This is a genomic window from Rhizobium sp. 05N430 (genome assembly GCF_056396985.1).
Map to the genome: position 1 here is coordinate 214273 of NZ_JBFTMO010000007.1, position 24500 is coordinate 238772.

A 24500-nucleotide genomic window follows, 5' to 3' on the forward strand; every position below is an offset into this window, starting at 1 on the left:
GAATAGTGTCTTTTTTGCGCCGCAAAATAGGCGGCTCATTTAGAGCATAAATTTCGCCCCATTCTGTTCAAAACCGGTCTCGCTCATGAAGAAATTCTGGATCACAGTCAGCATCGTCGCAATCGCCGCCGCCGGTATCTGGCAGTTCGGCAATCGCATCCCCTATGCACAGCAGGTTCCCTATCTTTCGAAACTGATCAAGCAACCTGCCGCCCATGGCCCAGGCAAGGGAGATGGCAGCGCCAAAGGCGGCGATCAGCAGGCAGCGGCCGGCGATGCGGCAGCATCCGGCAGTCAGGCCGGCGGCAATGGCGGACATCGCCGCGGCGGTGCAGGCGGTCCGGCTGTGATCAAGACTGTTGCCGCAGCTCAGGCGGCCCTGCCGATCGACGTTGCCGCTTCCGGCTGGGCGGTCGCCGACGACAACACGACGATCGCCGCGCAGGAGCAGGGCCAGATCGTCGGCGTCAGCGTCCAGGACGGCGCAACGGTCAAAGCCGGCGATCTGATCGCCAAGCTCGACGACCGGTCGGCCAAGGCCGCCGTCGACAAGGATCGGGCAATGATAGTCCGCGATCAGGCAACACTCAGTGGCGCAGAGATCGCCTTGACCCGCGCACAGGACCTCGCCGACCAGAAGGCAGGCACCCAGCAAAGCTCCGATCAGGCCAAGGCGACCCGCGATAGCGCCGCCGCAACCGTCGAAGCAGACAAGGCCACCCTCGCCGCCGACCAGATCACGCTCGACCACACCGAGATCCGGGCGCCGTTCGACGGACGCCTGGGGGACGTGACGATCAGCAACGGCGCCTTCGTCAATGCAGGCTCGGCCATCGTCACCATCGCCAAATACGACCCGATCTATGTTCAGTTCAATCTCCAGGAACGCTATCTCAAGGAGCTGAAGACGGCGCTGGCTGCCGGTCCGGTCGATGTCAGCACTGCTCCGGATTCCACCAAGGGTGAAGTCCGCAAGGGCGCCGTCAGCTTCTACGACAATATCGTCGACAAGGCCTCCGGCACGATCGCCGTAAAGGCGCGTTTTGAAAACGCCTCGGGGGCGCTCTGGCCCGGCCAGTCGATCAACGTCGTCGTGCATTTTGACAACAAGGACCAGCAGATCGTCGTACCGACCGTGGCGGTCAACCCGGGACCGACAGGTTTCTTCGCCTTCGTCGCCAAGGACGGCAAGGTTCAGCTGACACCGGTGACGGTCGCTCGCTCCAATGGCGGCTTTTCGGCCATTTCGTCGGGGCTTTCGGCCGGTGACCACGTTGTCATCGAGGGCCAGGGCAATCTGAACGACAAGCAGGCCGTCAACGAACAGTTCGACGACAAGGCACTCAATGTGGCCTCGGCCGCCGACAGCTTGCAGCAGCAAACAGGCAACGCCACCGCGGGGACTGAGGAATGATTCCGAACTTCTGCATCCAGCGTCCCGTCGCCACGACGCTTCTGGCGATCGGCGCTATTCTGGCCGGCCTTGCAGGATACCAGCTGATCCCGGTCGCCGCCCTGCCACAGGTCGACTTCCCGACGATCAACGTTTCTGCCCAGCTGACCGGCGCCTCGCCGCAGACCATGGCGACATCGGTTGCGACACCGCTGATCAAGCAGTTCGAGACCATTCCCGGCATCAGCGAAATCAGCGCATCGAGCTCGCTCGGCAATACCAGCATCGTGCTGCAGTTCGATCTGAACCGTGACATCGATGCGGCTGCAGCCGACGTCCAGGCGGCGATCTCCCACGCCACCCGACAGCTGCCTGACAACCTGACGACGCCGCCGAGCTATCGCAAGACCAACCCGGCCGACGCGCCCGTCATGCTGATGGCGGTGCAGAGCGATACGATGCCGCGCAGCAAGCTCGACGAGATTGCCGAAGACATCATTTCGCCGTCGCTCTCGACGCTGCCGGGCGTTGCCCAGGTATCGGTATTCGGCGCACAGACCTATGCCGTTCGCGTCGAGGTCGATCCCAGCAAGCTTCAGGCCCGTGGAATCGGCATCGACACGGTGAATAAGGCCATTTCCGCCGCCAACAATCAGAGCCCGGTCGGCACGCTGCAGAACAGCTCCCAGACGATGACGATCAATGCGAATACGCAGCGCGTCAACGCCGACCAATTCCGCACGCTGGTCATCGCCTCGCCGAATGGCGCAGCGATTCACCTCAGCGACGTGGCAAATGTCGAGGACAGCGTCGAGAACCAAAATACCGGCAGCTGGTATGACGGCAACCGCGGCATCATCCTGGCCATCCAGCGCCAGCCGGACGCCAATACCGTCGATGTCGTTGATGCGATCAATGCCAAGCTGCCGCAGTTGCATGCGGAAATTCCGCCATCGGTCAAAACCGTGGTGATGAACGACGCAGCAAAGCCGATCCGCGCAGCCATCACCGACGTCAAGTTTACGCTGTTGCTGACGATCGGCCTCGTCGTGCTCGTCATCTATCTGTTCACCGGCCATTTGACGGCGACAATCATTCCGGGCCTTGCCGTTCCGCTGTCGCTGATCTCGACCTTCGGCATGATGTATGTGCTGGGCTACAGTATTGACAACATTTCGCTGCTCGGGCTGACGCTCGCGGTGGGCCTCGTGGTCGATGACGCAATCGTCATGCTCGAAAACATCCTGCGTCATGTCGAGGAGGGAATGCCCGTCCGCGAAGCGGCGATCAAGGGTTCCGGCGAAGTCAGCTACACGATCATCTCGATGTCGGTTTCGCTGATCGCCGTCTTCATTCCGATCCTGTTGATGGGCGGTGTCGTCGGGCGCGTCTTCAACGAGTTCGGCATGGTCGTTGCCATCGCCATCGTCGCCTCGGCGATCGTCTCGCTGACGGTAACGCCGATGCTCGGCTCGCGGCTTTCGGAAGGCCACAGCCGCCCGCCGCTTCTGGTCCGGCTCTTCGATGCGGGCTTCGAACGGACCCTTCACGGTTACGACCGCGCGGTCGCCTGGTGCCTTCGGCATACCATGACCGTCATCGGCGTGTTCTTCGCCTCGGTGGCGCTGACCATCTACCTGTTCATGACACTGCCCTCGAGCTTCTTCCCGCAGGAAGATATCGGCCGCCTGCAGATCTCCACGCAGGCCCGCCAGGACATCTCCTACTCGGCCATGGAAGCCCTGCAGAAGCAGGCAGCCGCTGCCGTCAAGGCCAACAGTGCCGTCAATCATGTGATGTCCACGGTCGGCGGCAATGCGCAGAAGCCTCTGAACAACGGCACGATCTATGTCGAGCTTAAGGACAAGGACCAGCGCGTGCCGCTTGAGCAGACCCTGCGCGAACTGCGCTCGTCGCTCAACAAGATCCCCGGCCTGCAGGCCTTCGTCACCCCGAACCAGAGCCTGCGCTTCGGTGGCCGGCAGACGGCCAGCCAATATCAGCTGATCGTACAGGCACTCAACGCCGACACGACCAATCTCTGGGCCGGCAAGATGGTGACCGCGCTCCGCCAGGATTCGCGTTTCACCGACGTGACGACTGACGCGCAGAACAATGCGCTGCAGGCCAACATCCTCATCGACAGCGAGAAGGCCGCAGCCTTCGGCATCGATAACGATCTGCTGCGCACCACGCTGCAGGAAGCCTTCAGCAGCTACACGGCAGCCGAGATACAGTCGACCGGCGACAGCTACGATGTCATCGTCGAATACGATACCGGCAAGCCCTGGGACGACCAGAAGCTGTCGGAAATCAACGTCGCATCGGCCAACGGCACGCTGGTTCCGCTATCGAACTTCGCGCATGTCCAGCGGACCACCGGCCCCGTTACCATCAACCAGACCGGCCAGCTCGTCTCGACGACGGTCTCCTTCAACCTGCCGGCCGGCGAATCCCTCAGCGATGCGACGGCGGCGATCGACCAGATCAAGCATGACATGAACATGCCTGCCGACGTGTTCACCAGCTACGGCGGCACCGCACAGATCTTCGAACAGTCTCAGGGCAACACGCCTTACCTGATCCTGGCGGCGATCCTGACGATCTATGTGGTGCTTGGCGTTCTCTACGAGAGCTTCATCCATCCGCTGACCATTCTGTCGGGCCTCCCGGCAGCGGCACTCGGCGCGCTTCTGGCCCTGAAGGTCATGGGGCTCGACCTGTCGATCATCGCGCTCATCGGCCTTCTGATGCTGATCGGTATCGTCAAGAAGAACGCGATCATGATGATCGACGTGGCGCTGGAGAACCTCCGATCGACCAAGATGTCACCGGCGGAAGCGATCCACGAGGCTTGCGTTCGGCGTTTCCGGCCGATCATGATGACGACCTTCTGCGCCATGCTCGGTGCCCTGCCGATCGCGCTCGGCTCAGGCGCCAGCTCGGAGCTGCGCCAGCCGCTCGGCATCGCCGTCGTCGGTGGTCTGATCGTCTCGCAGGCGCTGACGCTGTTCATCACCCCGGTAATCTTCGTGCAGATGGGCCGCTTCGAAAGCTGGCTCAAGCAGCGCTTCAGCCGCAAGCCGGCACATGAGGCGCCCGCCAACGAGGATGGCGAACCGGAGACCCGGGCGGTTGCCGCCGAATAAGACGACAAGAAAGGGCGCCTCTCCGGGCGCCCTTTTCGCTTAACGGCCTTCGACCAGCTTCGGCAGATCGCCGATCAGCGCATCGCGCGTTTCGAAGCTGATCGGATTGCCACGATAGCGATGGTTGCCGATATAGAGCCTTGCGAAGACCAGACGCCGGTCGCCCCTCACCGCCCAGCCGACGAACCAGCCGAGCGGCCGCTCCAAATTGGTCTCGCCCTTGCTGCTGCGTAGCCAGCCGGAACCGGTCTTGCCCTGGATCGTCCAGCCATCGGCGGCTCGAAAGCGGGGAACGATCGCTTCCGTCTTCTGGCGCGCCTCCTCCGAGATCGGCAGCTCGCCGCGCCGGAAACGCAGCAGGAAGCGTGCCTGCTCTTCCGCCGAAATCTTCAGCGACGACATCAGCCACGCCTGCGTCAGCCCGCCGGACACATTCTCGTTGCCGTAGCCGAAGCCCGTGACATAGCGGGCAAAGGCGCGGTCTCCGAGCTTCGTCGTCAGCTCCTGCGAGAACCAGACGACGGAATCCCGTAGCCAGATTGCCGGATCGGTGTCCTTTCGCTCGATCTTGCGCTGCCGCTGCAGTTCCGGCCGGTAGCGCCAAAGGGGATTGTGCTCATCGACCAGAATACCAGCGTCGTAGCCCATCATGGCCAAGGGCAGTTTGAACGTCGATTGCGGATAGAATCCCTGATCGCAATTGCCCTGGCGGAAAATGGTCTCGCCGGTCTTTTCATCGATAATAACGGTGCAGCGGATCGGATCACCGGCCAGGGCCGCATCCACATTGCCGAGAAGCGCCGAAATGCCGAACAGGAAGGCGAAGATAAGAGATTTTGAAACTGCCACTGCCGTGCTCCATGTGGTTCGACACGGCTTTCTAGGCCGGCTTGCGAGGCCCGATCAAACGATGATATCTGCGGTCAGGCATGAATTGAATTAGGCCATCTCATGGTTCGACCCTACCTTCCCCTTAACGCCCTGCGCGCTTTCGAGGCAGCCTCCCGGCATCTGAGTTTTACCCGTGCGGCCATCGAACTCTGCGTCACGCAGGCCGCCGTCAGCCATCAGGTGAAGCTTCTGGAGCAGCGCCTCGGCGTTACCCTCTTCCGCCGCCTGCCGCGCGGGCTGATGATCACCGAGGAGGGACTGGCACTGCTGCCGGTGCTGCGCGAATCCTTCGACCGGATGGCCGACATGCTGGAGCGTTTCGAGGGCGGGCAGCTGCGCGAAGTGCTGAAGCTCGGCGCAGTCGGCACGCTGGCGGTCGGCTGGCTGCTGCCGCGRCTGGCCGACTTCCGTGCGAAGTTTCCCTATATCGATCTCCGGCTTTCGACCAACAACAACCGGGTGGATATCGCCGCCGAAGGCCTCGACTACGCAATCCGCTTTGGCAACGGCGCCTGGCACGATATCGAGGCCGAAGCGCTGTTCGAGGCACCGCTCTCCGTGCTCTGCATTCCACCGATCGCCCGCACGCTGAAAACCCCTGACGACGTTGCCCGGCAGACGCTGCTGCGCTCCTACCGCACCGACGAATGGCCAAGCTGGTTCGAGGCGGCTGGCGTCGAGCCACCACCGATCCTCGGACTGGTCTTCGATTCGTCCGTGCTGATGGTCGAGGCAGCGATGCAGGGCGCCGGTGTGGCGCTCGCCCCGCCGCTGATGTTCTCGCGGCAACTGGCGGCCGGCGAAATCGAGCAGCCTTTCCCTGTTTATATCTCCAAGGGCAGCTACTGGCTGACCCGCCTGAAATCGCGGCCGGTGACGCCGGCGATGGAGACCTTCCGCCGGTGGATGCAACAGATGTCGGAGGAGACGCAGACAGCCGCTCCGGCCTGATTCTGCGGGTTGCTTTCGCCGCCGTCCTATGCAATCACCCGCGCTCTCAAAAATTCGCAGGGCGTGCAGATGCGCCGCCCTTTTCGCATCCGGGCAGGTTCCCGGTCCAAGACATTTTGACGGATATTGAAGGAGCACGGCCATGGCACGGGCGCTCGGGCTTGATTTCGGCACGACCAATACGGTTCTGGCAATGGCGGATGGCGCCAATGCGACGCATTCCATGAGTTTCACCAGCGCGGCAGGCACGGCCGACAGCATGCGAACCGCCCTCTCCTTCATGAAGGACGCGCAGCTCGGCGCTTCGGCGCTCAAGGTCGAAGCGGGCGCGGCAGCGATCCGCCAGTTCATCGACAATCCCGGCGACTGCCGCTTCCTGCAGTCGATCAAGACCTTTGCTGCCAGCGCCCTCTTCCAGGGCACGCTGATCTACGGCAAGCGCCAGAGCTTCGAAGACCTGATGGAAGTCTTCATCCGGCGGCTGCGGGGCTATGCCGGCGACAACTGGCCGTCCGATGTCAGCCGCATCGTCGCCGGCCGCCCGGTGCATTTTGCCGGCGCCTCCGCCGATCCCGCATTGGCGACGGACCGCTACAACGAGGCGCTGTCGCGCTTCGGCTTTCCTGAAATCCACTATGTCTACGAACCGGTCGCAGCCGCCTTCTACTTTGCGCAGAACCTGACGTCCGACGCCACCGTGCTGGTCGCCGACTTCGGCGGCGGTACGACGGACTATTCGCTGATCCGCTTTGAAACCATTGCCGGCAAGCTCACCGCCACGCCGATCGGCCATTCCGGCGTCGGCATCGCCGGCGATCACTTCGACTACCGCATGATCGACAATGTCGTCGCGCCGCAGATCGGCAAGGGGAGTCATTTCAAGAGCTTCGACAAGATCCTTGAGGTGCCGTCGAACTACTATTCCAGCTTCGGCCGCTGGAACCAGCTGTCGATCTTCAAGACCTCGCGCGAGTTCGAAGACCTGAGAAAGCTGGTGCGTACCGCGCTCGAGCCCGAGAAGCTGGAGATCTTCGTCGATCTCGTCGATCACGACGAGGGTTACCCGCTCTATCAGGCCGTGTCGGCGACGAAGATGGCGCTCTCGGCCGAAGAAGAAGCCGCCTTCGACTTCGCGCCGCTTGGCCGCGGCGGACAGCGCACCGTCAAGCGCAAGGATTTCGAAACCTGGATCGCCGACGATCTCAGCCGCATCGAAGGCGCGCTTGATGACGTGCTGGAGAAGACGCAGACCAAGGCGGAAACTATCGACAAGGTCTTCCTCACCGGCGGCACGTCCTTTGTACCGGCCGTGCGGCGGATCTTCACCGAACGCTTCGACCGGGACAAGATCGAGAGCGGCGGCGAGCTACTGTCAATCGCCCACGGTCTCGCGCTGATCGGCGAACGTGACGACATTTCACAATGGACTGTGCAATAGGCCGCCCGGCCGTTGGCAGCACTTTCATTGGCGCTGCCGCTCCGCTAAGGTCGCCTGATGATCTCCGCAAACGACCTCTCCCCGGCCGAGCTCGCAGCGCTTCTGCATTTCCATGCGGATGCGGGCGTCGAGTGGCTGCTGGAAGAGGAGGCGGTCGATCGCTTCGCCGAATTCGAAGCGATGAAGGCGGCGAGACGGGCAGCAGCTCCGCAGCAATCCGCTCCGTCAAGCCAGCCGCAGCCTCAGGAACGGGCGGCACCGCAGCGCCAGGCGCCAGCCGCGGCAGCACCTTCAGCGTCGAGGCCTCAGCCTGCCATCCCGGATGGTGAAGCCGTGCAGCAGGCGCGCTTTGCCGCCGAAAGCGCCCGCTCGCTCGCCGAACTGAAAACTGCGCTCGAAGCCTTCAACGGCTGCAATCTGAAACACAGCGCCCGCTCGACCATCTTTGCGACCGGCGATGCGGCGCGCGGCATCATGGTGATCGGATCGGCGCCGAGCGCCGAGGACGATCGCGAAGGACAGCCCTTTGCGGGCCGCCCCGGTGCGCTGCTCGACAAGATGCTCGCAGCGATCGGCCTGGACCGTTCCAGCATCCTGCTGACCCAGGTCATCCCCTGGCGGCCGCCCGGCAACCGTGTACCGTCGGCGGCAGAGATGGATATCTGCCGGCCCTTCATCGAGCGGCAGATCGCTCTGGCGGAGCCGAAAGCCATCCTGCTCTTTGGAAATTTCGCGGCTCGCGTCTTCTTCGGCGAGACCGACACCATCCATGGCCTGCGCGGCCAGTGGAAGGAGATCGGTGCCGGCACCCTGACGGTTCCGGCTTTGGCCACATTGCATCCGCAGGACTTGCTGACCGCACCGGTCAATAAGCGCTTGGCCTGGAACGATCTTTTAGCGTTTCAGCAGAAACTGCGCGACCTCGATCTGATTACAAAATAGCCAATCTTAAAGATTTTATGAATGAACCCATGCACCAGGCGCATGCCTGCGTCTCGTTTAGGTGCATTGCAGAATCAATGCTGCGCTGCAATATATACTCGTGTCTTGGGAGGAATCTGACAGGAACCAAGGCAATGAACACACGTTTTCGTCCAATACACTGCGGGTTTGAAACCCTGCGCCTCGCCGGCGGCCCGATCCGCACCACGCAAGGCTATAGCCGTCTCGGCTTCGCAACCAACGAACAGATGATCGCCCGCGGCACCGGCATCACCGGCCGCACGACGCGTCCAGCTGCGATCTTCGCCGACTTCCAGGAATACTGAGTTACCGCGCCGCCCAACAGGGCGCGCGGATGGAGTTTAGCATGTCTGCCGTCATCATCTCGCTGCTTCGCAATATCGAAACCATTGAGCACATCCGTGCCGCGGTCTGCGCTGCGAAGGAATATGAGCGCGAGCTTAGCGCCAGCGAGCCCGTGTTCCCAGTCAAGGACATTGCCGCGATCGCGCTCTAGGCGCAGACGGCAAACCTGACGGGATCGCGCTCGATCTGCGCCTTCGCAAATTCGAAAGCCTGATCGACATAGGCGAACTTGATCGCCTGCCAGCCGCAATAATTCTGCAGAAACGCCTTGGAAAGCCAGAGCTGTGTCTTCTTCGGCTCGTCGTACCAGCCGAGGCATCCCTGCTGCACGGCCTTGGCAAACAGCCGCTGCAGGTGCGTCCGCGACATCATGAAATCGCCTGCCAGATTGCGCGTCTCGATGCGTCCGACGCTGTAGCGTTCGCCGTCGCAGCTCTGCAGATCGATCCTCGATATCAGATGATCGACCACCATGCCGCCAGCTTCGGTCCAGAGGAACAATCCCACCTGCTCCGGCGGCTCGCGCCAGCCGTCGTTGTGCAGACAATTCTCGGCAATCAGCGGATGGGCAAGGCGCATCAACTCCGGATTGGCTTGGAAACAGGCCGCACGGTTGCCCTCATCGATCAGATCGAGTGCAGTCAGGTTCGACAGAAACCATCCATACATCGCCTGATGACTGACCTCGGCAGGCTCGAAATGGCGCGGCCGGCGGCGTTCTTCGCCCGGCGTATGGGCGATGAAGCGGTAGGTCAGCAGCTCATCGATGAAATTCAGCACCGTGTTGCGGCTCGCCACCTTGTAATCGGTGATGCGCGCGGTCAGTGCCACGGCGGTAAAGCCTGTGGATGCATCCTCGGGATCGTGCTGGAGGCTTAGCGCATAGGCGGTCTGGGTCAGCAGCCAGCGCTGGTGCGAAGCGAGAAGCCTGGCAAGACGCGGGGCGGCATCGAACATCCCGCGCATATCGCCCGCGAGTAGCCGGATTGAAGCCAGGAAGTTCGGGTGGTGCGCCAGTTCGTCAGCCGAAAATGCCATAAGCGCCCCCGCTCGCAAGCCAGCTTCCGGAGCTACCAGCCTTCGGGACAATTCAGTCCTTTTTGGTGGCCATTCGCATATGCAAGGCTTTGAATAAATGAAACTTCGTCAGCTTCATCAATCATATTCAAGGCGGCTTTGGTATCCTAAAATTTCGCCAGTATATTCCCGCTGGAGAGGTGCAATAAGATCGGAATCAACTCCGTCCAGCAAGCGGTCAGCCGCCTGCGCGCCGGGCATTTCTGCGCTCCAGACCGAGCCGGTGTTCGCGGTGAATGATGTAGACACCGGCCGCGATGACGATAGCGGTGCCGACCATCATGTGGCCGCCGGGCACGTCGCCAAAGACAACATAGCCGATGACGCCACCGAGCAAAATCGACGTATATTCGAATGGCGCGATGGTCGAGACATCGGCATGCCGGTAGCTCTCCGTCAGCAGGATCTGCGCCACTCCGCCGCAAAAGCCGGCACCGACGAGAAACAGCGTCGTCTTGAGATCCAGCGAGTACCAGCCGAACGGCAGCGTCAGCAACGAACAGAGCGAGGCGATCATCGAGAAGTAGAGAACGATCGTCGCCGTGCGCTCCTCCTCCACCAGCTTGCGGACCTGGATCATCGCCATACCGGCGAGCACCGCCGAGAGCAGCACGCAGATGGCGCCGACCGCCTGTTCCGTCTCCATCCCGCCGGCGCGAAACAGCGTCAGCTTTGGCCATGAAACGATCGCCACCCCGATAATACCGAAGAACACCGCGCTCCAGCGGTAAAGCCGCACACGTTCCTTCAGGAACACCGCAGCGAAGATGACGGCAATCAGCGGCGTGGCGTAGCCCAGCGCAATCGCTTCAGGCAGCGGCAGGTGCATCAGCCCGTAGAAGCCGAAGCCCATAGAGATGATGCCGATCGTGCCGCGTTTCACATGACCGATCGGATTGGCCGTGTAGAAAGCAGCCTTCAGCTGACCGCGATAGGCGAGATAGGCCATGATCGGAAACAGCGCAAAGAACGAGCGGTAGAAGGTCACCTGCCCCGGCGCGATGCCGGTTCCCGCCAGCTTTATGAAGGTCTGCATGCCGAGAAAGACGACAACCGACGAGACCTTCATCAGGATCCCCCTCATCGGGTTTCTCAAAACCGATTCCATGTCTTCCCAAGCTCGCTGGCGGCTGATGTTCCAAGGCAGGAGGATACCGCCCGACTCGGCGGCACGGTGACGTGTGACGGCATGGTAACGAAAGAACAGCGACGATGGGGAAATTTTCCAGCGAAAAGCGAAATTCGAGGAAGTGTCAGGAAAAGTCCAGCGCCGGCGCCGAAAAGAAAGCTCAGTGGCCTTTGCTTTAAGTTTAGTTCAGACTTTAATGTAATCATCGCCCCCAAAATTTACGGCGGGGATTCCGTTCCTGTYACGGTCATATCGTTAAAGGTCTTCAGGGAACACTTATGCGTACAGACACAGGCCAGGTCATTAACCTGGCAGACTACCGGCCCACCGATTTCGTGCTTGAGCGCGTGGACCTGACCTTCGAACTCGACCCGACGGAGACCAAGGTTGAGTCGCGGCTGATCTTCCACCGGCGCGAAGGTGCCGATCCGAAGGCGCCGCTGATCCTTGACGGCGACGAACTTTCCCTGTCCGGCCTGCTGTTCGACCAGATCGAGATGCCCGCGGCGCAATATTCTGCGACGCCGGATGGTCTCACGGTTCGCGATCTCCCGGCCACCGAACCTTTCGAACTGACGATCACCACGATCATCAATCCTTCCGAAAACACCCAGTTGATGGGCCTCTACCGCACTGGCGGTATCTACTGCACGCAGTGCGAGGCCGAAGGCTTCCGCCGCATCACCTATTTTCCGGATCGTCCCGACGTTCTGGCGCCCTACACGGTCAACATCATTGCCGAGAAGGCCGCCAACCCGTTGCTGCTGTCAAACGGCAACTTCCTGGGCGGGGCCGGTTATGGCGAAGGCAAGCATTTCGCCGCCTGGTTCGATCCGCATCCAAAGCCGAGCTATCTCTTCGCGCTGGTTGCCGGCGACCTCGGCATCATCGAAGACACGTTCACGACGAAAAGCGGCCGGGACGTCGCGCTGAAGATCTATGTCGAGCATGGCAAGGAGCCGCGCGCGGCTTACGCCATGGATGCGCTGAAGCGCTCGATGAAGTGGGACGAAGAGGTCTTCGGCCGCGAATACGATCTCGATATCTTCATGATCGTCGCCGTCTCCGACTTCAACATGGGTGCCATGGAGAACAAGGGGCTCAACGTCTTCAACGACAAATATGTCCTTGCCGACCCCGAGACCGCGACCGATGCCGACTACGCCAATATCGAGGCGATCATCGCGCATGAGTATTTTCACAACTGGACCGGCAACCGCATCACCTGCCGCGACTGGTTCCAGCTCTGCCTGAAGGAAGGCCTGACGGTTTATCGCGATCACGAGTTCTCCTCGGATCAGCGCTCCCGCCCGGTCAAACGCATCGCCGAAGTGCGCCACCTGAAGTCCGAGCAGTTCCCGGAAGACGGCGGCCCGCTCGCCCATCCAGTTCGCCCGACGAAATACCGTGAAATCAACAACTTCTACACGACGACGGTCTACGAGAAGGGCAGCGAAGTCACGCGTATGATCGCGACGCTGCTCGGCAAGAAGCTCTTCAAGAAGGGCATGGACACCTATTTCAAGCGCCATGACGGCGAAGCGGTGACGATCGAGGATTTCGTCAAGTGCTTCGAGGACGCCAGCGGCCGCGATCTCACGCAGTTCTCGCTCTGGTACCATCAGGCCGGCACGCCGCTCGTCACCGCCTCGGGCACCTATGACGCCAAGGCCAAGACCTTCACGCTGCAGCTCGAACAAGTGGTTCCTGCAACGCCCGGCCAGGCCGACAAGAAGCCGATGCATATCCCGCTCAGCCTGGCGCTGTTTGCCGAAAGCGGCAAAGCGATCAAGCCGAAGTCGGTCGAAGGTGCCGAATATGCCCACGAGGTGCTGCACCTGACCGGCAAGACGCAGACCGCCGTCTTCCACGGTATCGCCTCGCGCCCGGTCGTGTCGATCAACCGCAGCTTCTCGGCGCCGATCAACCTGCATTTCGATCAGGCCCCGGCCGATCTCGCACTGCTCGCCCGCCATGAGACCGATCATTTCGCCCGCTGGCAGGCGCTGACCGATCTGGCGCTGCCGAACCTTCTCAAGGCCGCCCGCGACGCCCGTGACGGCACGGCGGTGGCCTGCGAACAGACCTTTGTCGATGCCCTGCTCGCAGCCGCCTCCGACGACGCGCTGGAGCCCGCCTTCCGCGCCCAGGCGCTGGCGCTTCCAAGCGAAGCCGATATCGCCCGCGAACTCGGCGGCAACAACGATCCCGACGCGATCCATGCCGGCCGTCAGGCGGTGATGAAGCAGATCGCCGATCAGGGTGCCGCGATCTTTGCAAACCTCTTCGAGACGATGACGACATCGGGCGCCTTCAGCCCGGATGCAGCGAGTGCCGGACGGCGCGCGCTGCGCAATGCCGCCCTCACCTATCTCTCCTACGCAGAGAACACGCCGGTTCGTGCCAAGGCCGCCTTCGACGCCGCCAACAACATGACCGAGCAGTTGCACGCCCTGACACTCCTGGCACACCGTTTCCCTGACAGCGCCGAGGCGATCAGCGCCCTGTCGGCCTTCCGCGACCGCTTCGAGGAGAATGCCCTCGTCGTCGACAAGTGGTTCTCGGTCCAGGCGACGATCCCGGGTGCGGCGACGCTCGACCGCGTCAAGAAACTGATGGACAGCCCGCTCTTCAAGCGCACCAATCCGAACCGGGTACGGTCGCTGATCGGCACCTTCGCCTTTACCAATCCGACAGGTTTCGGCCGGGCCGATGGCGAGGGCTATCGCTTCCTCGCCGGCGAGATCCTCGATATCGACCAGCGCAATCCGCAGCTGGCTGCCCGCATCCTCACATCGATGCGCTCCTGGCGCTCACTGGAGCCAGCGCGGGCCGATTTCGCCCGTTCGGCTCTGATGGAGATAGAACGCGCCCCTGGCCTTTCGAGCGACGTGCGCGATATCGTCGAGCGGACGCTCAAGGGGTGATTTGCGGAGGCAAGGTCCGGCCGCTTGCGTCCGGACCTCGCCAGACTCACCAAAAAATCAGCACTTATAAATAGTTAACAGATTTTTACCTTTGCCTCTGGACACGGCGAATCAGGAATGATTCATTGAGTCAGGTTCGAGCGAGCGGCGCATCGAATCACACGAGGGATCAAGGTTATCACGATGATGAACGTGCGGCGGGCAACTGCGGCCCAAGGACGGCTGCGTGTCGATTTGGGTTCGCTCCGGGCGTGGCCGCAGGCCACCCGAAGCCCCCGTCCGGTCGCGCGCCAGGCCGGCGCGCCGCGTCTTCCACAGGTCGAAACCATCTTGAAGCGTGCCATTCCGGCACTGATCGTCGCCTTTCTGTCCGTTGTCGCCGCGTCGCACATCTTCGGGATGATGTCGGAATATTCGCGGATGGGCGCCGCCGCCCGTCATGCGACATCGCTTTCGGCCGCCGCTGCCGCAGCCGTATTTTCCGACGCCAACGACCTGTTCGATGCTGGTAACGGCGCCGAAGCGCAGGCGCGGCTTTCCAAGTTTCTTCCCCAGGACCGGCTCGACAGCGGCTCCTTCATCCTCTTGGTCCAGTCGAGTGGCAAGGTCTTTGCAGCCTCGGCGGCAGGCGTTTCCTATGTCGGCTCCGATGTCGGCGACTTCTTCCCCGAAGTCTCGGCGATCCGCCGCTTCGGCGACCGCGCTGGTGTCATCGAAACGACGATCAGCGGCGACCCCCATTATGCCGAGATCAGCCTCGTCGGCTCGTCCGGCGGCTATATCATCGCTGCCACATCGCTTGACCAGATCGGCAAGCTCTGGCGCGAGGAGCTGACGCTCAACGTCACGCTGTTTGCCGGCATCTCCTCGATCCTGCTCGTCATCCTCTATGCCTATTACATGCAGGTGAAGCGCGCCCGCGATGCCGACGATATCTTCGTCGAATCCAACCAGCGCGTCGAAACCGCACTGTCCCGCGGCCGTTGCGGCCTCTGGGATTTCGATTTCGAGAACCGCGAATTCTTCTGGTCGCGCTCGATGTACGACATGCTCGGCCTGCCTGGCTCCGACAAGACGATGTCCTTCAACGAAGCGGCCCGCCTGATGCACCCTGAGGACGGCGGCCTGCACGAGATCGCCCGTTCGATTGCCAAGGGCACGTCCGGCCAGGTCGACCAGATCTTCCGCATGCGCCATGCCGCCGGTCACTATGTCTGGATGCGCGCCCGCGCCCAGATGATCCGCAGCAATTCCGGCCGCATGCACATGATCGGCATCGCCATGGACGTCACCGAGCAACACCGCCTCGCACAGCGCTATGCCGAAGCCGACCAGCGCCTCGCAGACGCCATCGAGTGCACCTCGGAAGCCTTCGTGCTCTGGGACAAGAACGACCGTCTGGTGATGTGCAACGCCCATTTCCAGCAGGCCTATGGCCTTCCCGACAGCGTGCTCGTTCCGGGCACCGAGCGCAGCGTCGTCAACGCCGCCGCCGCCCGCCCGGTGATCGAGCGCCGCATGGTCGATCCGCATGGCGCCGGCCACTCGCGCACCGCCGAAGTCCAGCTTGCCGACGAGCGCTGGCTGCAGATCAACGAGCGCCGCACCCGCGACGGCGGCATGGTCTCCGTCGGCACCGACATCACGCTTCTGAAGCGCAACCAGGAACGCCTGCGCGACTCCGAGCGCCGCCACGTCGCGACGATCGGCGACCTCAAGTCCTACCGCGCCACGCTCGAAGACCAGAAGGCCGCACTCTCTGTCGCCAACGCCAACTATCTTGCCGAGAAGGAACGCGCCGAAGCCGCCAACAAGGCCAAGTCGGAATTCCTCGCCAACATGTCGCATGAGCTGCGCACGCCGCTGAACGCCATCCTCGGCTTCTCCGAAATCCTGCAGGATCAGATGTTCGGCCCGCTCGGCTCGCTGAAATACGACGAATATGCGCGCGATATCCACGACAGCGGCAAGCACCTGCTGAATGTCATCAACGACATCTTGGACATGTCGAAGATCGAAGCCGGCCACATGAAGCTGCATCGCGAGACGATCGATCTCGCGCCACTGATCGAGGAAAGCCTGCGCTTTACGGCCATCCCGGCCGCTGAAAAGAATATCGTCATCGAGCAGCGTCTCTGCGATGGCATGACGCTGACGGCCGACCGCCGCGCCATGAAGCAGATCATGCTCAACCTGCTCTCCAACGCCGTGAAGTTCACCAACGACGGCGGCCGTATCGCACTGCGCACCCGCCGCGATGCCAAGGGTGTTGTTATCACCATCGCCGATACCGGCATCGGCATTCCGCGCAAGGCGCTGTCGAAGATCGGCCAACCCTTCGAGCAGGTGCAGAGCCAGTATGCGAAGAGCAAGGGCGGCTCGGGCCTCGGCCTGGCGATCTCCCGCTCGCTGGCGGCGCTGCATGGCGGCAACATGCGCATCCGATCGCGCGAAGGCCGCGGTACCGCCATCACCTTCCGTATTCCCGATGTGATCCGCTAGGCCTTCAGGACCGCCTGAAAGATCTTGCGCACCGCCTTCGACAGCCGCTTCACTTCGCTTTCCAGCGTTTTGATATCGGGGCAGTCGCCGGCCCGGCAGACGAGCTCGACGAGCCCCGATGGGGCTTCCTTCGGATCGAACAGCCCGTCGATGCAGAGACGGATCAGCTGCGAAAGCTCGGTATAGAGGTTGAATGCCTCGAGGCAGGTATCGAGATCGGCAGGCGTCATCAGCCTACCGCCAAGCGCCTTCAGCGCCTCGCCCGTATTCAGCCCGTTGACCTTCACAGCATCGCCCTTTGTGGGTGCAATCAGTGCCAGATATTGCGCGATGAACTCGATATCGATGACGCCGCCCGGGATGAGCTTCAGATCCCAGCCGTTCTCCGGCGCCTTCTCCTTGTCGATCAGCTCGCGCATCTCGCCAACATCGCGCGCCACCTTCGCCGTATCGCGCTTCTGCGACAGCACATCGAAAATGATCCGCTCGGCAGCTTCCGTTAAGCTCGCATCGCCGCAGATCAGCCGCGCCCGGCCGAGCGCCATGTGCTCCCAGGTCCAGGCTTCCTCGCGCTGGTATTTCTCGAAGGAATTGATCCGCGTCGCCACCGGCCCCTTGTTGCCGGAGGGGCGAAGCCGCATGTCGACCTCGTAGAGAATGCCCTCTGCTGTTGGTGCAGAGAAGGCGGCGATCAGGCGCTGCGTGATGCGGGTGAAGTAGCGAACGGCATCGAGCGGCTTCTCGCCATCGGATTCGCCAGCCGTGTCGTCGTAGTCGTAAAGCAGGATCAGATCGATGTCGGAGCCCGCCGTCAGCTCGAAACTGCCGAGCTTGCCCATGCCGGCAACGGCCACCCTGCCGCCCGGGAAGCGCCCATGCGCCGCCTCGACCTCTTTGACAACGCCGTCGAGCGCTGCCTCGATGATCAGGTCGGCGAGATGGGTAAAGGCCCGCGCCGCCATCGCGCCATTGATGGCGCCAGTCAGCAGCCGGATACCGATCAGGAACCGCTGTTCGGCGGCAAAGATGCGCAGCCGGTCGAGCAGTTCTTCATAATAGCGCGCCTGCACCAGAGACGCCTTCAGGCGCTCGCCGAGATAGTCGCGCGTCGGCAGCTCCGCCATCAGACCGGGATCGAGCATGCCGTCGAAGACATGCGGCTTGGCGGCGATCACTTCGGCAAGCTTCGGCGCCGACGACATGATGTTGACGATCAGTGACAGCAGCGCCGGATTGCTGCCGAGCAGCGAGAAAAGCTGGATGCCCGAAGGCAGCCCTGAAATGAAGCTGTCGAAACGCAACAGCGCCTCGTCCGCCCTCTTGCTCTCGCCGAAGACCCGCAGGAGCTGCGGCGTCAATTCCGTCAGCCGCTCGCGCGCCTCCACCGATTGCGTCGCCCTGTAGCGGCCATAGTGCCAGGTGCGGATGATGCGCGAAATATCCGAGGGGCGCTGGAAGCCCATCTTCTTCAGCGTCTCCAGCGTATCCGGATCGTCGTTCTGGCCGGTGAAGACAAGGTTGCCGGTGTCGGTCGAGAGCTTGTTTTCCTGTTCGAACAGCCGCGCATAGCGCCGCTCGACGGTCCTGAGCTTATCGACCAGCTTTTCCGAAAAACTCGACGTGTCGCTGAAGCCCATCATGAAGGCGATGCGTTTCAGGTCGGCTTCGGTCTCGGGTAGTAGATGCGTCTGCTCGTCTCGCACCATCTGGATGCGGTGCTCGACGTCGCGCAGAAACCAGTAGGCGTCCGTCAGCTCGTCGCGGGTCTCCGCATCGATCCACTTGGCCTTGGTCAGTTCGGCCAGCGTCTCCTCGGTGCCGCGGCTGCGCAGCACCGGCATGCGCCCTCCGGCGATCAGCTGCTGCGTCTGCGCAAAGAACTCGATCTCGCGAATACCGCCACGCCCCAGCTTGACGTTGTGCCCTTTGACAGCAATCGCCCCGTGGCCCTTGTGCGCGTGGATCTGCCGTTTGATCGAGTGAATGTCGGCAATCGCCGCATAGTCGAGATATTTGCGGAAGACGAATGGCACAAGGCCGCGCAAAAAATCCTCGCCAGCCGCAAGGTCGCCCGCGACGGGCTTGGCCTTGATGAAGGCCGCCCGCTCCCAATTCTGCCCCCTGCCCTCGTAATAGATCATCGCCGCATCGAAGGAGATCGCCAGCGGTGTGGATCCCGGATCCGGCCGGAGCCTCAGATCGGTGCGGAACACATAGCCATCGGCGGTGCGCTCCTGAAGAATGCGCACCAGCCGCCGCATCAGCCGCGGAAAGATCTCGATCGCATCGTCAGGATCGGGAACGATCCCCGCCTGTTCGTCGAAGAACACGACGAGGTCGATATCCGAGGAATAGTTGAGTTCGGAGGCGCCGAGCTTGCCCATGCCGAGCACGATCAGGCCCGAGCCTTCGCTCGGCTTGCCTGCGTCCTTGATGACAAGCTTACCGCTCTCGTGCGCCGACATCAGCAGATGGTCGACCGCCGCGGCAACCGATGCTTCGGCGAGAGCGCTCAGCCAACCCGTCGTCTGGCGGCCGTCGAATATCCGCGCGAGGTCGGCAAGCGCCACCAGGAAGGCCACCTTGCGCTTGATCCGCCGCAGCCGGGTCATCACCACGGATTCTGCCGGAAACACACCCTCCTCCGCCTGCCAGCTATCGCGCGCCTCTTTGATCAGCGCCTCGATCTGCGGCTCCAGCGGCGCGGAGATCGCCGCGGCCAGGATGTCGTTGTCGATATTCGCGGCGTCCCGGAGATAGGGCGATAGCGTGAAGGCGGCGGCGATGAAATCGCAGAGCGGACCACCGGCCTTCAGCATCGCGGCGACAGCCGGCTGCTCGCGGCCGATCTCGGCTAGATCGGTCATCGCCAGCTTCAGTTCGGACTGGTTGAGCGGCTTCAGCGCTGCGCCTGCAGCGTCCTTCAGCAGATGTGTCGATTTCTTCAGCATCCCACCTCCCGGCAGCGCCACGCCGGAATCGCGTTTTGCCGTATGCCCTTAACCTAGGGCCACATGCGTCAGGAGCCAATACGTTTAACGGCGCATAGTCTGAGAAGCGTTTGGCTCAGGCAGGCTTTGCCGGGAAGCTCATCGTCACGGTCAGGCCGCGGCCCTCTTCCTTGCCGGGATTGGTGTCAGAGAGCTCCAGCGTCCCGCCATGCAGCTCCATCACCGCCTCGACAAGCGAAAGCCCGAGCCCTGTCCCGGGCTTCGACCGGCTTTCGTCGAGCCGCACGAAACGCTTGATAACGGCTTCGCGCTTGTCGGCGGGAACGCCGACGYCGTGGTCGGCGACCGAAAGGCAGATCGCATCGGCCCGGCGCGCCAGCTTGATAACAATCTGGCCGTGGCCGTCGCAATCGACGGAATATTTGATCGCGTTGTCGATGAGATTGAACAGCGCCTGGCCGATCAGCTCGCGATTGCCCTGTATCGAAATACCGGGCTCGACCTCGGAGGTCAGCGTCAACCCCGCCTCATCAGCAACAGGCTCGTAGAGTTCGGCACAATCAGCGACGATCGCCGAAATCTCGATCGTCGACATTTCCGCAGCCGCAGATCCTGCCTCGACGCGGGAAATCATCAACAGCGCGTTGAAGGTGCGGATCAGCTGGTCGGATTCGGAGATGATGCCCTCAAGCGCACCGCGGCGCTGTTCGGCGTCATCGGTATCCAGCGCGTCGGCCGCCTTGTTGCGCAGCCGTGTCAGCGGCGTCTTCAGGTCGTGTGCGATGTTGTCGGAAACCTGCCGCAGCCCCTCGTTCAGCTTCTCGATGCGCTCCAGCATGGTGTTCAGCGACACCGAAAGACGATCGAATTCGTCGCCCGAGCCACCGACCGGCAGTCGCTGCGAAAGATCGCCCGCCATGATCTTCTTGCTGGCGCCCGACATGCGATCGATGCGCTTCAAGGCATTGCGGCCGATGCCGAACCAGATGATCAGCGCGCCCAGGCCCATGATCGCCAGCGCCACCATCAGCGCCTGGCGCACCAGCACGCGGAACCGCTCCGGCTCGCCGAGGTCGCGGCCAACGAGAATACGCAGCCCATTGTCGAGCACGAAAATATTGGCGATCGCCATATGCCGGCGGTCGAGGCCGCTTTCGGCGTAACGCTGGTAGAAGAACGGCACCGAGGTCCAGCCGGTCTCCTCGAAGACGCCGGGCTGCACCGAGGCGACGTTACCCGCCAGGATGTCGCCCGAAGGGCCGGCGATGATGTAGAGATTGGCACCCGGCTGGCGCGACCGGCGCTCCATCGAGCGCAGCAGCGCATTGATGCCGCCGGTGTCGTAAGCGCGCTTGACCTGATCGACCTCCTGCTGCACCGCCTCGCGGATCTGGCCCGTCAGCAGACGCTGCGACATCGCTGTCACATAGATGACGAGCGTCGCGGCGCAGATGGCGAAGAGCAGGATGTAAAGGGCCGAAAGGCGGACTGCGGTAGAGCGGAAGAGAAACCAGAAACGGTTCATCCCTCATCCTTGATCATGTAACCCGCCCCGCGGATCGTCTTCAGCAGCGGCTGGCTGAAATCCTTCTCGATCTTCGAGCGCAGGCGCGAGACATGCACGTCGATAACGTTGGTCTGCGGATCGAAGTGATAATCCCAGACATTCTCGAGAAGCATGGTGCGGGTCACGACCTGGCCGGCATTCTTCATCAGATATTCGAGCAGACGGAATTCGCGCGGCTGCAGCGGGATTTCCTTGCCGCCGCGGCGAACCTCGTGCGACAGGCGATCGAGCTCGAGATCGCCAACGCGGTAGACAACATCCTGCTCCGGCGTGCCCTTGCGGCGGCCGAGAACTTCAACGCGTGCGAGCAGCTCGCTGAAGGCATAGGGCTTCGGCAGATAGTCGTCGCCGCCGGCGCGAAGACCGGTGACGCGATCGTCGACCTGGCCGAGAGCCGACAGAATGAGAACCGGGGTGTGGATCGCTTTGCGGCGCAGCTCGCTGATGACGGAAAGCCCGTCGCGGCGCGGCAGCATACGGTCGATGACGATGACGTCGTAGGTATTTTCCGAGCCCATGAACAGGCCGCTCTCGCCGTCGCTCGCATGATCGACGACGATCCCCGCCTCGCGAAAGGCTTTCGTCAGGTAAACCGCAGCTTCGAGGTCATCCTCGATAATCAGAATCTTCATGCGGCTGACATTACCTGCCGGTTTCGTTTCGGCAAGGCTCAATACGTCTTCCTGTTGCGCTTGGGTCATCGCGGCCACCTAGGGATGGAGTGGAAGGGAGCCGCGCGGGCTGGTGCGCGGCTCCCGTCTCGGGCGCATCATGGGGATGCGCCGGTCAAGGCTGTGGGGGATCAGCCTTGGCTATTGATCGGAAGGGCGACGAAGCGGCTGCCGTCCTTCGACTGGATCTGGAAGAGCGCCCGGGTGCGGCCGTCTTTCTTCGCCTGGTTCAGAACCTTGACGACGTCGTCGGCAGACGTGATGTCCTGGTTGTTCACCGAGGTAATCTTCTCGCCCGCCTTGATGCCCTTGTCGGCAGCGTCGGAATTCGGGTCGATATTGGTGATCTGCAGGCCCTTGCCGTCATCGGCAGGGCCAACCGTCAGGCCGAGATCGGCAAGCGCCTTCTCGGACGCCGGTGCCTGCGGTTCCTGCGGCTGGTCGCTGTCGTCGGTCGAGGCGTCCTTCTGGTCGGCCGGCAGCGTGCCAAGCTCGACGGTCAGAGACTGTGCCTTGCCATCGCGCCAGATCGATACTTCGACCTTCTTGCCCGGCTGCATCGCGCCGATGCGGCGGCTGAGGTCGCGGGCATCCTTGACCGTTTCCCCATTGACGGCGGTGACGACGTCACCAGCCTTCATGCCGGCCTTCTGGCCAGGCGTTCCATCCTGAGCCGAAACGACGAGCGCGCCATTGGCTTCGGAAAGGCCGAGCGAGTCGGCGATGTCCTTGGTCACCGGCTGGATCTGCACGCCGAGATAGCCGCGCGAAACCGTACCGTCCTTCATCAGGTCGGCAACGACGTCCTTGGCGGTCGAGGCCGGAATGGCGAAGGCGATGCCGACGCTGCCGCCCGACGGCGAGAAGATGGCGGTGTTGATGCCGACGACCTGACCGTTGAGGTTGAAGGTCGGGCCACCCGAGTTGCCGCGGTTCACTGCAGCGTCCACCTGGAGATAGTCGTCATAGGGACCGGAGCCGATGTCGCGGCCGCGGGCCGAGACGATACCGGCGGTCACCGTGCCGCCGAGGCCGAACGGATTACCGACGGCGACGACCCAGTCGCCGACACGGACATTGTTGTCGTCAGCCCAGTTGACGTAAGTGAACTTCTTGCCCTTGCCGTCGACCTTCAGCACGGCGAGGTCGGTGCGCGGATCCTTGCCGATCAGCTTGGCATCAAGCTCGGTGCCATCATTCATGACAGCAACGAAAGCCGAGCCGTCGGAAACGACGTGGTTGTTGGTGACGATATAGCCGTCTTCGGAGATGAAGAAGCCGGAGCCCTGAGCCACCGGACGCAGACGACCCGGACCACCGGGGCCGCCAGGACCACCTGGGCCGCGATCGCCGAAGTGGCGCGGCGGACGCTGCTGGCCATCCTGGCCTTCGCCGCCATTCGGACCCTGTTCGCCGAACTGCTTGAAGAAGCGCTTCAGCGGATGATCATCGGGCAGATCGTCGAAACCACGGCCGTTGAAGTCAAAGGAAAAACCGTTGCCGTCGTCGGAAGCCGGCTTGATGCGGGATTCGACGCGTACGGAAACGACGGCCGGCGAAACGGCATCGACGACATTAGCAAAGCTCGGCACGGCCGGCGCCTGAACGTTGACGGCCTCGGCATAGGAACGGGTGATCTCAAGCGGCACGCCGGTGGCTAGCACGGCGGCGGCGAGACCTGCGACGGTCGAGGCCTTCAGCACAGTGGCAAGGGAGGGAGTCTTGAACATTATAGGCACCTTCTCTTCATCATTTAGTCGGTCCGGCCCCCGGTCGGGATCGGCTGATGGATGAAGATATAGGATGCGGGACCTTACTGCGAACTGTCCGGCCAATGAAAAATTTGTAATGTCGGGATTGTGACCGGCCGCGACTTTTTGTCCAAGGCCTGCCGGATATCGCCTCACAGCTGCCCTAAGCTACTTGCTCAGCAGCTCGTCAAGCTTCGCCTGCTCGTCATCCGTCAGCCGGCTTCCCGTCGGCTTGCCCATCCTGCGGCGCGCAAAAACCAGCATCGAGATCCCGCCCGCCAGGATCAGCACCACAGGCGCACCCCAGAGCAGCACGGTGCGGACACTGAACCGCGGCTTCAGCAGCACGAATTCGCCATAGCGCGAGACGATATAATCAAGCACCTGCTCGTCGCTGTCGCCATCCTTGATGCGCTCGCGCACCAGAAGCCTGAGATCCTTGGCCAGCTCGGCATTGGAATCGTCGATCGACTGGTTCTGGCAAACCATGCACCGCAATTCCGCCGACAGCGTCCGCGCCCGGCTTTCCATCGCGGGATCGGCGAGCACCTCGTCGGGGTTCACGGCGAAGGCGGGGAGCGGCGCCAGGAAAGCAGCAAGCAGAAGGAAAAGCCGCAGCACTGGCCACACTCCCCTTCTCCCCTCGGGGAGAAGGTGCCCGTCAGGGCGGATGAGGGGGCCACGGGCGCCCGTGATTGCTTCTCGCTGATGCTCGAAGGCCTCACAGCTTCGCTGCTCGTCCCCCTCATCTGCCCTTCGGGCATCTTCTCCCCGCTGGGGAGAAGGGAAGCTCCG

The 24500-nt window shown here is 62.4% G+C and carries 17 protein-coding genes; 9 read left to right on the top strand and 8 right to left on the bottom strand.

Annotation, left to right across the window (positions count from 1 at the left end; genetic code table 11):
- The first annotated feature begins 85 nt into the window (after positions 1 to 85).
- The gene (locus AC1DJO_RS16930; protein WP_477971905.1) at positions 86 to 1414 is read left to right on the top strand and encodes an efflux RND transporter periplasmic adaptor subunit; all 1329 of its coding nucleotides are present in this window, start codon (positions 86 to 88) and stop codon (positions 1412 to 1414) included.
- Complete coding sequence (locus AC1DJO_RS16935; RefSeq protein ID WP_477971906.1) at positions 1411 to 4542, top strand: efflux RND transporter permease subunit; 3132 nt, start codon at positions 1411 to 1413, stop codon at positions 4540 to 4542. Before AC1DJO_RS16930 ends, AC1DJO_RS16935 begins: the two co-directional genes overlap by 4 nt.
- Before the next feature lie 39 nt (positions 4543 to 4581).
- Here the strand turns inward: AC1DJO_RS16935 and blaOXA are convergent, their stop codons facing one another.
- A complete protein-coding gene (gene blaOXA, locus AC1DJO_RS16940) occupies positions 4582 to 5370 on the bottom strand; it encodes a class D beta-lactamase (protein WP_477972025.1) in 789 nt (262 codons plus the stop codon).
- Between the two features lie 123 nt (positions 5371 to 5493).
- On the opposite strand from blaOXA, the gene AC1DJO_RS16945 reads away from it, so the two are divergent.
- The 5 genes from AC1DJO_RS16945 (at position 5494) to AC1DJO_RS16965 (ending at position 9281) form a co-directional block, all read left to right on the top strand.
- Positions 5494 to 6384 (top strand): LysR family transcriptional regulator, encoded by an 891-nt coding sequence (locus tag AC1DJO_RS16945; RefSeq protein ID WP_112540574.1) that lies wholly within the window; start codon positions 5494 to 5496, stop codon positions 6382 to 6384.
- A gap of 142 nt (positions 6385 to 6526) precedes the next feature.
- Positions 6527 to 7822: an Hsp70 family protein gene (locus AC1DJO_RS16950; protein WP_112390738.1), complete on the top strand. Its 1296-nt coding sequence runs from the start codon at positions 6527 to 6529 to the stop codon at positions 7820 to 7822.
- 57 nt (positions 7823 to 7879) lie between these two features.
- The gene (locus tag AC1DJO_RS16955; RefSeq protein WP_477971908.1) at positions 7880 to 8764 is read left to right on the top strand and encodes a uracil-DNA glycosylase; all 885 of its coding nucleotides are present in this window, start codon (positions 7880 to 7882) and stop codon (positions 8762 to 8764) included.
- A gap of 134 nt (positions 8765 to 8898) precedes the next feature.
- Positions 8899 to 9090, top strand: a complete 192-nt coding sequence (locus AC1DJO_RS16960) for a hypothetical protein (RefSeq protein ID WP_112390736.1) — start codon at positions 8899 to 8901, stop codon at positions 9088 to 9090.
- Positions 9091 to 9131: 41 nt separating this feature from the next.
- Entirely contained in the window at positions 9132 to 9281 is a 150-nt protein-coding gene (locus AC1DJO_RS16965; RefSeq protein ID WP_477971910.1) for a hypothetical protein, read from the top strand.
- Here the strand turns inward: AC1DJO_RS16965 and AC1DJO_RS16970 are convergent.
- Positions 9278 to 10168: a hypothetical protein gene (locus tag AC1DJO_RS16970; RefSeq protein ID WP_112540571.1), complete on the bottom strand. Its 891-nt coding sequence runs from the start codon at positions 10166 to 10168 to the stop codon at positions 9278 to 9280. The genes AC1DJO_RS16965 and AC1DJO_RS16970 overlap by 4 nt on opposite strands.
- Positions 10169 to 10385: 217 nt before the next feature.
- Positions 10386 to 11315 (bottom strand): DMT family transporter, encoded by a 930-nt coding sequence (locus AC1DJO_RS16975; protein ID WP_477971912.1) that lies wholly within the window; start codon positions 11313 to 11315, stop codon positions 10386 to 10388.
- Between the two features lie 299 nt (positions 11316 to 11614).
- On the opposite strand from AC1DJO_RS16975, the gene pepN reads away from it, so the two are divergent.
- Both pepN and AC1DJO_RS16985 read left to right on the top strand, forming a co-directional pair.
- The gene (gene pepN, locus AC1DJO_RS16980; protein ID WP_477971914.1) at positions 11615 to 14263 is read left to right on the top strand and encodes an aminopeptidase N; all 2649 of its coding nucleotides are present in this window, start codon (positions 11615 to 11617) and stop codon (positions 14261 to 14263) included.
- A gap of 183 nt (positions 14264 to 14446) precedes the next feature.
- Positions 14447 to 16765 (top strand): PAS domain-containing sensor histidine kinase, encoded by a 2319-nt coding sequence (locus AC1DJO_RS16985; protein WP_477971916.1) that lies wholly within the window; start codon positions 14447 to 14449, stop codon positions 16763 to 16765.
- Here the strand turns inward: AC1DJO_RS16985 and AC1DJO_RS16990 are convergent.
- The 5 genes from AC1DJO_RS16990 to AC1DJO_RS17010 form a co-directional block, all read right to left on the bottom strand.
- Positions 16762 to 19716, bottom strand: a complete 2955-nt coding sequence (locus AC1DJO_RS16990) for a bifunctional [glutamine synthetase] adenylyltransferase/[glutamine synthetase]-adenylyl-L-tyrosine phosphorylase (protein WP_477971918.1) — start codon at positions 19714 to 19716, stop codon at positions 16762 to 16764. The genes AC1DJO_RS16985 and AC1DJO_RS16990 overlap by 4 nt on opposite strands.
- Positions 19717 to 19831: 115 nt before the next feature.
- On the bottom strand, positions 19832 to 21241 hold the full coding sequence (locus AC1DJO_RS16995) for a sensor histidine kinase (RefSeq protein ID WP_477971920.1): 1410 nt from the start codon (positions 21239 to 21241) through the stop codon (positions 19832 to 19834).
- A complete protein-coding gene (locus AC1DJO_RS17000; RefSeq protein WP_112390729.1) occupies positions 21238 to 21984 on the bottom strand; it encodes a response regulator transcription factor in 747 nt (248 codons plus the stop codon). Before AC1DJO_RS17000 ends, AC1DJO_RS16995 begins: the two co-directional genes overlap by 4 nt.
- Positions 21985 to 22085: 101 nt before the next feature.
- Complete coding sequence (locus tag AC1DJO_RS17005) at positions 22086 to 23684, bottom strand: Do family serine endopeptidase (protein WP_477971922.1); 1599 nt, start codon at positions 23682 to 23684, stop codon at positions 22086 to 22088.
- Between the two features lie 189 nt (positions 23685 to 23873).
- Positions 23874 to 24335, bottom strand: a complete 462-nt coding sequence (locus AC1DJO_RS17010; RefSeq protein WP_477971924.1) for a cytochrome c-type biogenesis protein — start codon at positions 24333 to 24335, stop codon at positions 23874 to 23876.
- Between the last annotated feature and the right edge of the window lie 165 nt (positions 24336 to 24500).

Excerpts from the sequence above, each read along its gene's own strand:
- AC1DJO_RS16935 (WP_477971906.1), top strand. The coding sequence starts at position 1,411 with ATGATTCCGAACTTCTGCATCCAGCGTCCCGTCGCCACGACGCTTCTG.
- pepN (WP_477971914.1), top strand. The coding sequence starts at position 11,615 with ATGCGTACAGACACAGGCCAGGTCATTAACCTGGCAGACTACCGGCCC.
- AC1DJO_RS17005 (WP_477971922.1), bottom strand. The coding sequence starts at position 23,684 with ATGTTCAAGACTCCCTCCCTTGCCACTGTGCTGAAGGCCTCGACCGTC.
- AC1DJO_RS16965 (WP_477971910.1), top strand. The coding sequence starts at position 9,132 with ATGTCTGCCGTCATCATCTCGCTGCTTCGCAATATCGAAACCATTGAG.
- AC1DJO_RS16970 (WP_112540571.1), bottom strand. The coding sequence starts at position 10,168 with ATGGCATTTTCGGCTGACGAACTGGCGCACCACCCGAACTTCCTGGCT.
- AC1DJO_RS16930 (WP_477971905.1), top strand. The coding sequence starts at position 86 with ATGAAGAAATTCTGGATCACAGTCAGCATCGTCGCAATCGCCGCCGCC.
- AC1DJO_RS16955 (WP_477971908.1), top strand. The coding sequence starts at position 7,880 with ATGATCTCCGCAAACGACCTCTCCCCGGCCGAGCTCGCAGCGCTTCTG.
- AC1DJO_RS16990 (WP_477971918.1), bottom strand. The coding sequence starts at position 19,716 with ATGCTGAAGAAATCGACACATCTGCTGAAGGACGCTGCAGGCGCAGCG.
- AC1DJO_RS16985 (WP_477971916.1), top strand. The coding sequence starts at position 14,447 with ATGATGAACGTGCGGCGGGCAACTGCGGCCCAAGGACGGCTGCGTGTC.
- AC1DJO_RS16960 (WP_112390736.1), top strand. The coding sequence starts at position 8,899 with ATGAACACACGTTTTCGTCCAATACACTGCGGGTTTGAAACCCTGCGC.
- AC1DJO_RS16975 (WP_477971912.1), bottom strand. The coding sequence starts at position 11,315 with ATGGAATCGGTTTTGAGAAACCCGATGAGGGGGATCCTGATGAAGGTC.
- AC1DJO_RS16950 (WP_112390738.1), top strand. The coding sequence starts at position 6,527 with ATGGCACGGGCGCTCGGGCTTGATTTCGGCACGACCAATACGGTTCTG.
- AC1DJO_RS17000 (WP_112390729.1), bottom strand. The coding sequence starts at position 21,984 with ATGACCCAAGCGCAACAGGAAGACGTATTGAGCCTTGCCGAAACGAAA.